Here is a 15,010-nt window from a genome sequence, read left to right on the forward strand (position 1 = left end):
AATGTTTAAAATTCGGTAATTTATGAATTGTAAAAGTTTTATTCTCTATATCGCTTTCATTGCGTTATTCGCAAGTTCTTCTTTGTCTGCAGAAGATAAGATCCACGTTAGTAAAGATATTGAAAGATTACCTTTGGGTAAATCGGTCTATTATCTGGAAGATCCGGAAAGAAAATTAACGTTCGAAGATATTTCGAAGCCGGATGTTGGATCCAAGTTCATTAAATCCGACAAAGATTCATTAGATTTTGGTCAATTAAATTATAATTATTGGTTTCGGCTAACTTTCGAGAACGATACTCCGGAGTCGGTTTCGAAACTAGTGGAGATCAACTACAGCAATATAGATATAGCACAATTTTATAAACCGAATTCCGACGGCACTTATTCTAAAGAAGAGAGCGGGATGCTTTTTCCTTTTTCTGCCAGAAGTTTTAAGAACAGGAACTTCGTTTATCAGATAGAATTGGAACCAGGACAACAAAAAACTTATTATTTAATGACTTGGACCAGTGGTGGGCTGAATATTCCGCTTACTCTTTGGGACAAGGAAACATTCTCCCAATACAATGCGGACGTTCAACATGGTTTAGGTTTATATTATGGAGTGATGATAGTAATGATCCTCTATAATATTTTCATCTTCTTCTCCGTAAGAGATGTGAGTTATTTCTACTACGTATCTTATATTCTCGGTTTTTTAGGGATACAGTTGGTTCTTACCGGGCATGGATTCCAATATTTATGGCCGGCATTTCCTTTTTTACAAAGGAATTTTTACGTGGTTTTCACAGGTATCTGTATGGCCTCGGTTCTACTATTCACAAAAAGGTTTTTGAATACAAAGGATAATGTTCCTAAATGGTTAGATAAATCAATGAAGATACTGATTGTCGCTCATGGGTTTATTACTCTGACTCCTTTAGTTTTACCTCCCGAGATTACAGTAAAATTAGCGTTACTTTTGACCCTTCCTGTTCTGATCTTCATCCCGACTGCGACGGTGATCAGCTTTTTGAAAAAGTTCCGTCCCGCACGTTATTTCCTTTTGGCATTCACGGTTCTTACAGTTTCAGGAACAGTGGTAGTTCTTCGTTTTATTAATGTTTTAGGTTCTACCTTCTTAACCGAATACGGATTGTATCTTGGCTCTACAATGGAAGTCATTCTTCTTTCCATCGCCTTGGCGGATCGTATCAATATTATGAAGAAGGAAAAGGAAGAAGCCCAGGCAAAAACCTTGGAGATGCAAAAGATACTTACGGAGTCTTATGCTAGATTTGTTCCAAAAGACTTTTTAGCCAATTTAGGGAAAGACTCCATCTTGGATGTGAGGCTCGGCGATCAGATCCAGAAAGAGATGGCAGTTCTATTCAGTGATATTCGCTCCTTTACCACATTATCCGAACAGATGACTCCTGCTGAGAATTTCAATTTTATCAATTCTTACTTAAGTAGGATGAGCCCGATTATCCAACGACATAATGGATTTATAGATAAGTTTATCGGCGACGCGATCATGGCCCTATTTCAAAGAAACGTAATAGATGCCGTTTCCGCAGGTGTGGAAATGCAAAGGTATTTGAAAGAATATAACGAACACAGGAATCGCCAAGGTTATATTCCTATTCAGATCGGAGTCGGGATACATTCAGGATCTTTAATGCTCGGAACAATCGGAGCGGAAGAAAGGTTAGAAGGTACCGTAATTTCAGACACAGTCAACCTTGCTTCTCGGATCGAAAGTCTCACTAAAGTATACGGTTCTAGGATCGCAGTCAGTGAAAGTGCGATTGAAGAAGTGAAAAAATACGGTAAATTCCATTTTCGCTTCTTGGACAGAGTAAAAGTCAAAGGTAAACAAAAACCTGTTTCCGTTTATGAAGTGTTCGACGGGGACGAGCCTCAACACCAAGATCTGAAATTAAAAACCAAAGAATCCTATGAAAAAGGCGTGAAAGCGTTTTACTCTAACTCATTCGAGGAGGCAAAACAACAGTTTGAGAATGTAATCTCCATCTTCCCGGATGATAAGGCTACACAACTCTACTTAAAACGTTTGTACCCTGTAACTCATGATCGGAAGTTAGAAGAAGTAGAAGAATAACCTGTGCCGAACGGCATCCGGTAATGATAAATCATCCGCCACTGGGAACGTGAAAAGGCTATTTTATTCTTTCCTAAAGAAGGGAGGAGTAAAATATTCCTACAAACGTATTCCAATGTACCTATTCAGGTTTTTCGTTCTAATTTTATGTTTTTCGGCCTCGTCTTTGTTTTCGGAGGAGGCCATTCCTTTATCTTCCCAGGTAGAACGTAAAAGAATTAGTACTGAGGTCTATTTTTTAGAAGATCCTAATAAGGGTCTTGGGATAGAGAAGGTCTCCTCCTTAGAGTATTCCGGAAAATTCAAAAAATCGGATATGGATCCTTTGAATTTCGGACAGACTAACTTCGATTATTGGATCAGGATTACCCTTAAAAACCCAGAAAAGACACAGATCCGAAAAATTTTAGAAATAGATTATACGAATATAGATCGAGTGGATTTTTTTGCAGAAGATATATCCGGCAAACAAGAGTTAATCAATTCGAGTGGGATGGCTTTTCCTTATCCTGTTCGAAAAGTAAATCACAGAAATTTTATCTATACTTTGGATTTTAAACCGGAGCAGATCCGTACTTTTTATCTGAAGTTAAACACAAGCGGTGGTTTGGTTTTCCCACTGATCGTATGGAACCCGGAGACCTTCTATCATCATAACGCCGATATTCATTTAGGTCTTGGATTGTATTATGGGATCATGTGCGTGATGATCCTTTATCATTTGTTGATATTCTTATCCACTCGAGATATCAGTTATCTATTTTTTGTGACCAATATTTTCGGATTTTTCGGGATACAATTGGTACTTACCGGTCATGGATTCCAATATTTATGGTCGGAACATCCGGATTTACAGAGGAATTTATACGTAGTCTTCACTGGAATATGTATGTCCTCTTTGGTATTGTTCGCCCAAAAGTTTTTGAATACGGAAGAGAATATAAATCGTAATCTGAATTATTCTCTTCATTTTACTTGGGTGCTTCATGCTCTTCTAATATTCTCTCCTTTGTTTTTGCCTCCTGAATTTACGGTAAAAGTAAGTTTGGCTCTGAGTATTCTTGCTCCTTCTTTAGTTTTGATCGCTGCTTCTATTTGCTTTTTCAAAAATTATAGACCGGCCAGATACTTTCTATTGGCGTTTAGCTTCTTATGTATCTCCGGAATGTTCGTGGTTTTAAAATTCGCGAACTTGGTCGGAGTTTCCAATTGGGCAGATGATGGATTGTATATAGGCTCTTCTATGTCCGCATTGATATTCTCATTTGCGTTAGCAGATAAGATCAATATTCTCAAAAAAGAAAAAGAAGATGCACAACGTAAGATTTTCGAAGCGCAAAAAGAAAATCTGGAAATGCAGAAAACTCTGAACGATTCTTTGGAAACCTTAGTGATAGAAAGGACCAAGACGATAGAAGAGCAAAAACTGGATATAGAAGCTAAGGCGAAATTGATCGAGAAGGACCTTGCTATCGCCGGGAAGATCCAATTTTCACTTCTTCCTTCTATTCTTCCAAAAGCACATAATGTAAGAATTGCATATAGATGTATTCCGATGTTGCATGTAGGTGGGGACTTTGTAGATCTGATCTCCGATAGAACAGGTAGAGCTCTTGGAATATTTATCTGTGATGTGACCGGACATGGGACGGGTGCCGCTATGGTCGCTGCAATGGTAAAGATGGCCCTTGCAGATTGGTCCGATTATTTAAGCGATCCAGGATACATGCTCGCAAAAATGAGAGCCCAACTTATGGGAAAACTGAACGGAAATTTTGTGACAGCTACTATGATCACATTCTATCCCGAATCAGGAAGGATCTTAATTGCAAATGCAGGTCATCCGGAAGCGATATTGATCCGTAAATCAAACGGAAAACATGAGACCTATCGCCCTACCGGGATTGCGATCAATGAGTTCTTATCCACACCGAATTACCAAACCTTAAAAACTGAATTATCTAAAGGTGATAAACTCATTCTATACACCGACGGTCTTCCGGAAGCAAGATCCAGAGAGGGAGACTTTTATGGGGATGATAGATTTTTAGATCTGCTCAAAAATTTTTCCGAATTAGAGCCTGAACTTTTTTGTAACTCAGTGATCGGGAAGATCCAACATTTCACTCAAGAAGAACAAAGTTCTCATGACGACATGGCAATGGTCGTTTTAGAATATCTAGGCTAATCCGGTTTTTCATATACAGTGCTGTAGAAAGGCCAATACTCGGTCCGATACTTAAGTCAGCTTCTTAGGTCGAGTTATGATAAGCTCAAATAATCGCGTTAGAGTATATTGGGATCTACTTGTATTCGTCTGTATATTTTGGGCTTCTTTAGAATCTCCTCTTAGGATCGTTATTTCTTATGATCAGAATCTTCTCCTTACCGGTGTTTATTTCTTTATAGATTCGGTCTTTGCATTAGATATCGTTTGGAATTGTATCACCCCTGAATATAAGGAAGGGAAATGGATCGTTCTAAGATCCGAAGTGATCCGCGATTATTTAAAGTCTTGGTTTATTATAGATTTGATCGCGGCAGTACCTTTCGAATACGCCACGCTTAAAATTTTCGGGTTACAACAATCCCAATATCCTTATCTATATCTCATTTTAGGCGTAACCCGGATCTTAAAAGTATTTCGAATCTCAGATATACTTCATAGGATCAATCTGGCTTTCCAGCCCACTCCTGGGATCTTAAGACTGGTACTTTTTGCCTTTTGGGTCACATTAGTCGCTCATTGGTGCGCGGTTGGCTGGTTGTATATGGATAATCTTCAGGATTACCAGACAGGTCAGTCTGAATATATTAAAGCCTTGTATTGGACCGTGACTACCATCGCCACTGTGGGTTATGGAGACATTACTCCTTCTACCGATTTGCAAAGAATATATACAATATTCGTAATGATGTTAGGAGCCGGTGTATATGCAACTGTTATCGGTAATATCGCAAGCATATTAGGGAATCTTGATCTGGCTAAGGCAGCTCAGATGAAGAAGATGGCCCAAGTGGATTCATTCCTGAAGGCAAGGAGTATTCCGCCGGATATGCGTAGAAGAGTGAGAGATTATTATATGTATATCATAGATAGAGGATGGGGAGAAGATGAAAGTCTACTTTTGAACGACCTCCCTCTGTCTTTAAGAAAAGAAGTAAAGATACAATTGCATCGGAGTTTATTGGAGAAGGTCCCTTTCTTGAAAGGTGCTGATCCCGCTTTGGTGGCAAGTCTTGTTTTTTCTTTAAAACCTACGATCTTTTTGAAAGGAGACACAGTTTTTAAAAGAGGAGAGAAGGGTGACAGTCTTTACATTCTAAGCGAAGGTTCTGTCGACATATTAGGCTCCGATGATAAAACCGTTTTGTTAAATTTACAAGAAGGACAGTTTTTCGGAGAATTGGCCTTGGTAACTGAAGAGCCAAGATCTGCAACAGTTCGAGCTACGAGTACCTGTGAAATTTATACTTTAAGTAAGTCAGATTTCGATCATTCATTGGAAAGATTTTCGGAATTCAGATCCGCTATAGAAAAATCCGTTTCTAATTTGAAAAAGTAATAACTCTTCCTCTCTTTCCTATGCCGATTCCGAAATTACTTGACCGACTCATAAATTCTGCTAAAAAGCACGGGCGGAAATAGGAGATTTTATGTTACCGGTAATACCGTTAAATTATTTAGCGATTTTGGTTGGAGTTCTTGCAAACGTGGTGATCGGATTTCTTTGGTTCGGTCCGATCTTCGGCAAGGTCTGGGCGAAAGAAATGGGTTACGAAAATATGGAACCCGACACTAAGGCGATGATGAAATCTATGGGTCTCATGATCATCGGTTCTTTTTTAACAGCGTACGTTTTAGCTCATAGTTTATTTGTTTGGAAACCTTCTTCTTGGAATCTTCCTGGAGATGGACCTGCTTGGATGTATGGAGCTTATGCTGCATTCTATACTTGGTTAGGTTTTTATATACCGATGCTTTTAGGCTCTATCGCTTGGGAATCAAAATCATGGAGATTGTTTTTTATCAATGCAGGATATAATTTGGTTTCTTTAGCAGCTATCGGTCTTATCCTCGCTGTTTGGCCTGCTTAATAAAAAGATTCGCATTCCTAATTTATAAAAAAGGGATTCCAAATCGGAATCCCTTTTAATATCCTAAGCTAAAACCAGAAATTTCTTTCCGAAGGAAATCCGGAAGTTCTCTTGAAAAGTAAGCATAACGTATTAATCTTTATTCCTTCATTAATCGGGGCTTTAGTTCTATTCGGCTGGTTATTCGATATTGAGATCTTAAAACGACCTAAGGATTCCATGGTTGCAATGAATCCGATGTCGGCACTTTCATTTGTATTTATCGGATTGGCACTTTATCTCAACCTAAACCGTTCAGATTCAAATATATCTCGAATTCTTATTCGATTGATTGCGCTATTTGTCCTTTTAGTTGGGCTTACTAAATTATATTCGATTATCAGCGGATTTGATCTTGGAATGGATAAGGTCCTTTTTTCAGACAAGATAGCAAAAGATATTATAAAAGGTATCCCGAACAGAATGGCTCCGAATACCGCGTTTGATTTTGTGGTGCTCGGTTCCGCTGTTTTTTTGAGTTCCTATCGAAAGGAAGTTTTAAGTTCTATTTCTAATTATTTATGTATTTTAGTACTTTTGATCGGACTGTTTTCGGTCATAGGTTATGTATATCAGGTCCAGGAATTTTATGGAATTCTTTCCTATATTCCTATGGCAATTCATACGGCTATTAGTTTTATTTTCTGTTCTTTTGCTCTTCTTTTGATTAACGGACATTCCGGATTTATGAGGGTGTTTACGAGCAAAAGTTCGGGAGGGATCTTAGCTCGGGTCTTAATTCCGTTTTTGATCATTATTCCCGTTTTGTTCGGTTATCTTCGTATCTATCTAAATAGATTAAATCCTGTTAGTTTGGAATTAGGAGTAGGATTCTTGATGACAGGGATCATACTTACTTTTTTTGTCCTGGTTTGGTTCGTTGCTACTCAATTAGAAAAATCGGATATAGCAAGAACGGAAGCAGAAAGAAAACTTTCAGAATTGAATCATGAATTAGAGAAGTTGGTCAGTTCTAAAACTATGGACCTATTCAAAAGTGAGAACAGATTCAGGACTATTCTAGAACAATTTCCATATCCTGTGCTGACCTACGATCCTCAAGGTGTTTGTACAGGAACAAATTACGCCTGGGAAGAGATGTGGAATACCAGAAGGGATGTATTAGTCGATTATAATATATTAAAAGATCCTCAGATCAAGGAAGCCGGGTTTTTCCCTTTTGTGGAGAAAGCATTCGGCGGAGAGCCTGCAATTTCAGAACCTTTCCCTTATGATCCGAAACTAATCGGAAGTTCTGGAAGGAATCGTTGGCTGCAGATGGTACTTTATCCGGTTAAAAACACGGCGGGTAATATTTTAGAAGTGATTGTAGTCCACCAAGACATCACTGCAAGTAAAGAGGCGGAGAATGAGATCCGCCTATTGAATAATGATCTAGAGGAAAGAGTAAAAGTCCGCACAGAACAATTAGTTTTGGCAAATAAGGAATTAGAATCCTTCTCCTATTCTATCTCTCACGACTTAAGAGCGCCTATCCGAGGGATCAGCGGTTTCACTCAGATCTTGATGGAAGATTACGGAGTGAATTTTGATGCGGAAGGAAAAAGGATCATAGGCAAGATTATAGAGAATGCCAAGCAGATGGGTCAGTTAGTGGATGATCTTCTGGAATTTTCCAGGTTGGGGAGAACCGAACTCGCCGAAAGAGAAATTTCGATGAAAGAATTGGCTACCACAGTATATAAAGAATTAATAAACTTAGAATCGGGAAGAGATATCCGTTTTGAGATACAAGATATTCCTAATGTTAGAGCGGACCAACCTGCGGTGCGTCAACTTTGGGTGAATTTGATCTCAAATGCGATCAAATATACTAAAAAAGCAGGATCACCACTGATCCAAATCGGTTTTATGGAATCAGAAGAAGGAACGGTCTTTTATGTAAAAGACAATGGTGCAGGTTTTAATATGCAGTATTATAATAAATTATTTGGGGTCTTCCAGAGATTACATTCCAATGCGGACTTTGAAGGCACAGGAGTTGGTCTTGCAATTGTCAAAAGGATCGCTTCTCGTCATGGGGGAGATGTATGGGCTGAATCCAAGGAAGGAGAGGGTGCTACTTTCTATTTCACTCTCCCAGGACAAGATCCTAAATTAAAGTGATTCCAAAAATCTAACTAGTTGATCTCTTTGAGAAGAAGAAAGTCCCAGCACATACTGTTTACTTCTTTCCGCTTCTCCTCCATGCCATAGAACGGCTTCCATAAAACTTTCAGCTCTTCCATCATGCAATAATTGTAATGTTCCATTTACTTCGGAAACTAAGCCGATTCCCCAGAGAGGAGGAGTTCTCCATTCTTTTCCGGAGGCCAAATGATCCGATCTTCCATCATTAAGACCTTCTCCCATATCATGTAATAAAAGATCAGTATACGGTCGGATTATTTGTCCTGATATTTCGGGTGCTCCGGAAATATTTCCAGTTAGTAATTTGGAAATATGGCAAGAACTACATCCGGCTTGAAAGAAGATCTTTTTCCCGGCAATGGTTTCGGAAGAAGAAGGTGACCTTCTCGCAGGAACCGCGATCAGCCTCATATACTTTACCATCATATCTATTTTAGCAGGATTCAATTCAGGCAAGTTGCCATGAGGAGAAGAATCACATGCGGTTTGAGCGGATGTGCAGTTTTTAAAAGGAAAAAGAGGACTGGTCACTCCTATATCTTCTAAAAATGCGCGAGAGCCTTGTTGTTTCAAATTGGGTTCGTTTGATTTCCAACCGAATCTGCCTATCTTATTGGTTCCCGTCGCAATATCAGGAACCGAATTCACTCTTCCTGAGATCCCATCGAAATTGGAATCATATTCATCTTGTAAAGATAACAAAGTTTCATCAGGGATCGCTTCTAATAATCCCATTCCGATTACCTTAGAAGTATTTCTGAGAGAATATATTTCTCCGTCCGAGGCAAGGGGACCGTAATTTAGATTGGAAAATTCTATTTTAGGCTTTCTTAATGTATATGGAGTTCCATCCTTGAAAACTCCTTCGACCTGGGAATAAGAAACGGACACCTTTCCTTCTGCGGGAACACCGCTCAAGGAGAAGGGTTGGAATTGCCCTCCATAATTCGGATCGTTACTAAGTCTGACTAACGCGGTTAGCATAGTTTCAGTCGGTCCAGAAGGAACTTTTCCTATTCCATTTCCCACATGACAGGCTAAACAGGAATTTGCATTGAATAGAGGTCCGAGTCCTCTTCTATCTATTTGTCCTGAGCTGGAGTTTTCCCAAGGAACCTCAAAGACGGATTGGCCCACCGTAAAATCTGAAATTTTGTCCAAAGGAAGTCCCGGTGCAAATTGTAAATAAGCCCTCGAAGTAAAATCGTAAGAGGTCATACCTTTGCCTCCGGACAATTCTTCTCCTTCTTCATATTCCCAGGGATCTAACTTGCTTCCGGAAACGGAAACCAAGGGATAGATTTCCGAAAATCCGCAAGCCGGATCTTGAAGGTTACAATTCCCATTTCCAAAAACTTGTTTCCCGATCTCGGAACATCCTATTAAGGAAATGGAAAATAGGAATATGGATCTTTTTATAATAAGTGGCACTATTCTTATGGAAATGTTAAAGCAACTGGGGTCTTGGCAGCCCAAGAATCTTGCAGATCAGACCTTCCTAAAGAACCTCTAAAATTCCAACCCCAACCATAAACGGAACTATCAGGCAATAATACAAAACCGTGAAGAGCTCCGATCCCTAAGCTGGATCCTTTAGCGATCCCGACTACGCTTAAGTTTGGTTCGGTAACTTTAGTAGCAGCGTCCGGATTTCCTAGGTTGCCTTGTCCATTTTCTCCCCAACCTTGGATACTTCCGTCGGAGAGTAGGGCAAAACTTTGGGTCCCGCCTGCGAATACTCGAATAGCATTCGTTATATTATTTACTTGTAATGGAGTATTTTTAGGACTGTCTTGGTTCCCCAAACCCAGCTGACCACTTGCATTTAATCCCCAGGCAAAAACTGTCCCGTCGCTTTTTAATGCGAGAATATGATCTCTCCCATTCGCTATATGTTTTACACCGGTAAGTCCTGGAACCTTTGCGGGAGTTGAGGTAATTGCAGTCGCAGTGGAAGTAGTTCCATTTCCTAAATTTCCATACTGGTTTCTTCCCCAAACATAAACGTCACCGTTTGAATCTAGGGCGGCGGAATGTTGGGAACCTGCAATTACTTGGATGATATTAGTAAGCCCGACCACGGTCACAGGATTGGAAGAAACTGTCGTAGTGGTAATTGCCGGATCTGCATTTCCTAATTGGCCCACATTATTTTGTCCGAATGAGACTACTGTTCCGTCAGACTTAAGGATTACTGCGTGATTGAAACCGAATGCTCCCATAACAGCATCTGTGATCCCTGGAACTTCTGTAGGAGGTGTTTGTGCAGCCGGATTTCCTGCGGTCCCAACTGCAGGTTCAGTTGTGTTTCCGAGGCCTAATTGTCCTTGGGCATTTGCTCCCCAAGTATACACTTTTCCATCGTCTTTGATCGCTAATGAATTGTTTTGATTAAATGAAAGGCTTACGATCCCTGAGATAGAAGTGAGTTTTACTATATTCGGATTGCTTGTATCTCCTTCCGAAAATCCGGTCCCTAATTGGCCTTTATTGTTTCTTCCGCAGATATAAACGGATCCATTTATTATAAATCCTGAATGTGATCCTCCCGCAGTTAGTTTGTTCCCGAAATAGAAGGAGACGGATTTTTCAAGTACGTTACCTTCTTCACTCGTTAAAACTACTTTGAGTGTGTTTTGTCCTCTTTTCGGTTTAAGGTTGGATACTTGGAATTCAGTGGTTTCACCTTCCACTTCCGTTTCCTTGTTTTCGTTCAGAAACACTTCGTAGTTCCCGGAGCTTGCGCTTCCGATCCCCAGGTCGAACTGATAAACGGATAGAATTTCTCCTTCGGAGGGGGAGGTAATCTCGAAATTGGAGCTAATAGTGGAGGCAGTTCCACCTAAAAGCCCCATTGGGGTTTTGGAGGAAGAGTTGGAGCAGGTCCATAGGAATAGAAAAACTAGGGGCAATAGGCGTTTCATGGCATTCTCTCTAGATAATGAATCTAAGTCTCAATATCAAAAATACCAAAATCGAAAGAATCCACTTTTGGTCAATCCATTAAAAACGCTCATTTTCGAGTGAAAATTAGGAGAGAAGGGCAGAAGTTTAGGTTTTGGACTCCTTCTTCTTCCATGTGATTGCATCTATCCTCTTTTGGGATTGGGAGTCTGAGATGAGAATATCCAACCTTTTAAGCCTAGTTTCTTCCCTTTTGGGACTGATCACCCACCAAATGGCAGTTCGCTGGTAATAAGGTGCCTGGCTTTTAAAGAACTCCCAGGCCTTTGTATTTTTTTGGAATTGTTTTTTAAAAATAGAAGGTAGTTCTATCTTATCCTGTTCGAATGAATATTGCGCGGTCTTTTTCTTTTCAGAATGGAATGCTTGTAGTCCGGACTCTTGGACTAAACCTTCCTGGATCAACTCTTGGATACGTTTAATATTGACCTTGCTCCAAATACTTCCGGTTTTTCTGGGAGTAAAGCGAGCAGTATAACTATCCTCGTCTATGCTCTTTCGGATCCCATCTATCCAACCGAAACATAATGCCTGATCTATTGCCTCTCCATAAAGAATTCCTTTTTTGGAGGACTTTATTTTATAAAAGCCTAGAAGAAGTTCCGTTTCTTTTTTATAATTTTTGGAAAGCCAGGAACGGAATTCCTTTCCGGTCTTAAAGAACTTTGGTATCATTAGGAATTTCTACTTGGCAGAAGTTTGAAGTGTATGTTAGTTTATGAAAGTTATTTTCGGTAGGTAGCATGAGTATAAGAGGTTCCAGGTCCAGTTTTTTTAGTCTTTTGACTGCGGTCTTATTAATGCAGAATTGTCTGACTTCTTCCGCAAATATCCAGGACTATAAGGAACATTTTATAGGAAATGATCCCAAGGATCTTTCTTCAGAGATCCCAAAGGGAAAAGTAAGAGCGGTATTTTTAGGTACTAGCTCCATTCTATTGGATGATGGAGAGACTCAGATTTTGACGGATGGATTTTTTTCCAGGCCTTCTCTTTTTAGAACCATGTTCTCTAAAATTTCTTCGGATGAACAAGAGATTAAATACGTTATGCTACTTGCGGGTATTAAACGTTTAAAAGGGATCTTGGTATGCCATTCTCATTACGACCATTCTATGGATTCTCCTTTTATCGCTAAGGAAACCGGAGCGAAATTATACGGTTCTCTTTCTACCATCCAAATCGGAAAAGGGGGAGGGTTGCCTGATGAACAATTGGCATTATTCCAACCCGGGAAAAAGATCCAGATAGGTAAGTTTAAGATCACTGTGTTGAATTCTAAACATACTCCTCCTTTTAAAATTTTAGGAAAAACGAATGCTGCCGATCCGAATAGACCGGATCTAACAGAGGCTCTTTCTCAACCAGCTAAGGCGGAAGATTATATAGAGGGCGGGACCTACGATTTTTTAGTAGAACAGGGAAAACATTCCATCTTAATTAAAGGAAGTACGAATTATATAGAAAACGCTTGGGAAGGTCTAAAGGCGGACGTTCTGTTTTTAGGGATTGCAATGCTCGGTAAACAGGAAGAAGAATTTAGGTCGAAATATTACGAAGAAACGGTGACAAAAACTTCTCCTAAGATGGTGATCCCGGTGCATTGGGATAATTTTTTCAAACCCTTAAGTTCGCCATTGGAACCTAATTTAAGCCTGGGAGACGATGTGAAAACCGGTATGGAATATATGATACGTAAAACTTCCCAGGATGGGATCCAGTTTAAGATCCTAAGAGGTTTCGAGAGCATTCTGTTATTTTAATATACTGGTTCGTAAGGATCAAGGCGGCTATGCTATATGGAAGAAGAGGATACGATGGAGAAAGTTTTAGAATATTTAGAACCTTATGGTCCTGATCTAAAAAACGGACTCAGTAATCATGCCCCAATGGCTTGTGAGGCATTGCTTACCATGGGGAAAAGAGAAAGTATTTTCCCTTGGTTGGAACGGTATGGAAACCAATTCTTAGAAAAAAAGAAACCTAGAAACAAAATCTACAGCGGAGATTGGAAAGACTTCCTGGGAATTCCGGATACATATCCTGAATGGGAAAACTTTTTTAACTCAGAGCTGGAAGAAGGTCCCTGGCAAAAAACGATTTCTGAATGGGCGGTCAAACTTGCTCCTGGGATTTGTGCAGACGCTACACATGGAGTGATCCGCACAGGACATGCGGTCAGAAGTTTGACTAGAAAAGAATCCAGACGTAGAAGGAGAGAACTTGCTTCCGGATTAGCAGTTTGGGCCTCTAGTTATTTGGAATTGCCTACTTCTTTTGATTCTTTGCTGGGTCTACAGCCGGAAGACGCTATACAAAAAGTGGACTTTGTTCCGAATGAATTTAAAAACTTTTCGGGCACAATCGTTTCTTCTCTGCAGGGATTAGGAGATTATGATCATTTTTCTCCCGTGATCGGATATCTAAACGTTTCTAATCGACCTGAAGAAATTATCTCAGGCTTATCGGAAGGATTTTCCAGAGTAGTGTTGAATAATGTGGAAGATAATCTATCCGCGATCGTTTTTATCCATTCTGTGACTAGTGTTTCCGCTCTCAGAAGTATATTGCCTTTTCTGAATGAATATGAAAAAAAGTCGGTCTTAAGATATTCATGGCAGTCGGGAGCGGCTTTATTTTCAGCATTCGGTAAAAAGTTAAATCTGGAACTTCCTGAAAGATTAGAAAAAGAATCCAGAGAGGAAATGATAAACGGAGCAATCGAGCATGGAGACGAACATGCGATCAAATTTACGGAAGTATGTTTGAAGGAGTATGAATTCAATCCTTCTCCTGCATATTATGCTGCCGCTAGTTTGGCTAGAAAGTTTTTAGAACCTTTGTCTTAATGGCGCATGGTTCTAAAAGTCAGATTTATTCTGGGTTGTTTGATCGATTTTGTTTTAGGAAGACTATGCAGCCAAGATTCTTGGGCTCCTCGCATAACTAATAAACTTCCATGTTCTAAGATTAACGAAATCTGTTCTTTTGTGGACTTATGTTTGAAGTAAAATTTTCTTTCCGCTCCAAATGATAAAGAAGCGATTACGGAATTTTTCCCCAAGGCTTTTTCATCGTCGCTATGCCAGGCCATCCCTTCTTCTCCATTATTATACAAATTGAGTAAGCAGGAATTAAATTTAGTTTCAGTGATTTCTTCCATTAAACTTTTGAGCTCCGAAAGTTCTTTTGTCCAAGGTAAGGCTTTTTTGGTGGTGTTTGAATATGTGTATTCATAATCTGAATCTCCGAACCAGGCTACTTTTCTTTTAGTGGTTATATGTTTTCCGTAAATTATAGCCTCGTCGTTCTTCCAAGGGATGTCCTCAAGTAAAATTTTTAGAAGACTGTCCGAAGCACTCTTAGCAAGGATCGTCCCGTAATACGTTACGATTCCCTGATAAGGAAGTAAGTTCCTCTGCCTTTCCGATTCAAACAGTTCCATTTTTCCAAACTTTATATTTTTCTTTTAAACAATGCCTGCAAGGTCTGAACCCTAAATGGATCGCTTCTTTTTCAGAAGTAAAGAAAATACGATTTTGTTTATTCATTCTTTTGCCTGAATTACAAGAAAGAGTTCCGTAAATTTTTAGTTTCAAATTTCCAGCCAAAGCTAATTTCTTTTTTCGAATCAAAGATCTTATTTCTTGT

The 15,010-nt window shown here is 39.5% G+C and carries 12 protein-coding genes; 7 read left to right on the plus strand and 5 right to left on the minus strand.

Features of this window, described 5'->3' with window-relative positions; genetic code table 11:
• Positions 1-22: 22 nt before the first annotated feature.
• The 5 genes from EHO58_RS10545 (at position 23) to EHO58_RS10565 (ending at position 8,371) form a co-directional block, all read left to right on the plus strand.
• Positions 23-2,107, plus strand: a complete 2,085-nt coding sequence (locus EHO58_RS10545) for a 7TM diverse intracellular signaling domain-containing protein (protein ID WP_135679891.1) — start codon at positions 23-25, stop codon at positions 2,105-2,107.
• A gap of 166 nt (positions 2,108-2,273) precedes the next feature.
• A complete protein-coding gene (locus tag EHO58_RS10550) occupies positions 2,274-4,295 on the plus strand; it encodes a 7TM diverse intracellular signaling domain-containing protein (RefSeq protein WP_244241132.1) in 2,022 nt (673 codons plus the stop codon).
• A 76-nt stretch (positions 4,296-4,371) separates the two neighbouring features.
• Positions 4,372-5,673, plus strand: a complete 1,302-nt coding sequence (locus EHO58_RS10555; RefSeq protein ID WP_135679893.1) for a cyclic nucleotide-gated ion channel — start codon at positions 4,372-4,374, stop codon at positions 5,671-5,673.
• 91 nt (positions 5,674-5,764) lie between these two features.
• On the plus strand, positions 5,765-6,205 hold the full coding sequence (locus EHO58_RS10560; RefSeq protein ID WP_135679894.1) for a DUF1761 domain-containing protein: 441 nt from the start codon (positions 5,765-5,767) through the stop codon (positions 6,203-6,205).
• A 111-nt stretch (positions 6,206-6,316) separates the two neighbouring features.
• Positions 6,317-8,371, plus strand: a complete 2,055-nt coding sequence (locus EHO58_RS10565) for a sensor histidine kinase (RefSeq protein ID WP_135679895.1) — start codon at positions 6,317-6,319, stop codon at positions 8,369-8,371.
• Here the strand turns inward: EHO58_RS10565 and EHO58_RS10570 are convergent.
• The 3 genes from EHO58_RS10570 to EHO58_RS10580 all read right to left on the minus strand — a co-directional run bounded on the left by EHO58_RS10570 (position 8,363) and on the right by EHO58_RS10580 (position 12,034).
• Entirely contained in the window at positions 8,363-9,688 is a 1,326-nt protein-coding gene (locus EHO58_RS10570; RefSeq protein ID WP_244241133.1) for a di-heme oxidoreductase family protein, read from the minus strand. The genes EHO58_RS10565 and EHO58_RS10570 overlap by 9 nt on opposite strands.
• Positions 9,689-9,831: 143 nt before the next feature.
• A complete protein-coding gene (locus EHO58_RS10575) occupies positions 9,832-11,319 on the minus strand; it encodes an RCC1 domain-containing protein (RefSeq protein ID WP_135679896.1) in 1,488 nt (495 codons plus the stop codon).
• Between the two features lie 127 nt (positions 11,320-11,446).
• Positions 11,447-12,034 (minus strand): YdeI/OmpD-associated family protein, encoded by a 588-nt coding sequence (locus tag EHO58_RS10580; protein WP_135679897.1) that lies wholly within the window; start codon positions 12,032-12,034, stop codon positions 11,447-11,449.
• A 68-nt stretch (positions 12,035-12,102) separates the two neighbouring features.
• Here EHO58_RS10580 and EHO58_RS10585 point away from each other — a divergent pair, with 68 nt between their 5' ends.
• Positions 12,103-13,122 carry an MBL fold metallo-hydrolase gene (locus tag EHO58_RS10585; RefSeq protein ID WP_135679898.1) on the plus strand — a complete coding sequence of 340 codons (1,020 nt, stop codon included), beginning with the start codon at positions 12,103-12,105 and terminating at the stop codon, positions 13,120-13,122.
• 36 nt (positions 13,123-13,158) lie between these two features.
• Complete coding sequence (locus tag EHO58_RS10590; RefSeq protein WP_135679899.1) at positions 13,159-14,208, plus strand: questin oxidase family protein; 1,050 nt, start codon at positions 13,159-13,161, stop codon at positions 14,206-14,208.
• Here the strand turns inward: EHO58_RS10590 and EHO58_RS10595 are convergent.
• Together EHO58_RS10595 and EHO58_RS10600 are read right to left on the minus strand one after the other, a co-directional pair.
• Positions 14,205-14,804 (minus strand): alpha-ketoglutarate-dependent dioxygenase AlkB family protein, encoded by a 600-nt coding sequence (locus EHO58_RS10595; RefSeq protein ID WP_135679900.1) that lies wholly within the window; start codon positions 14,802-14,804, stop codon positions 14,205-14,207. The genes EHO58_RS10590 and EHO58_RS10595 overlap by 4 nt on opposite strands.
• Entirely contained in the window at positions 14,791-14,994 is a 204-nt protein-coding gene (locus EHO58_RS10600) for an Ada metal-binding domain-containing protein (protein ID WP_208728780.1), read from the minus strand. Before EHO58_RS10600 ends, EHO58_RS10595 begins: the two co-directional genes overlap by 14 nt.
• Positions 14,995-15,010 lie beyond the last annotated feature (16 nt).

Source organism: Leptospira selangorensis (genome assembly GCF_004769405.1).
Classification (GTDB): domain Bacteria; phylum Spirochaetota; class Leptospiria; order Leptospirales; family Leptospiraceae; genus Leptospira_B; species Leptospira_B selangorensis.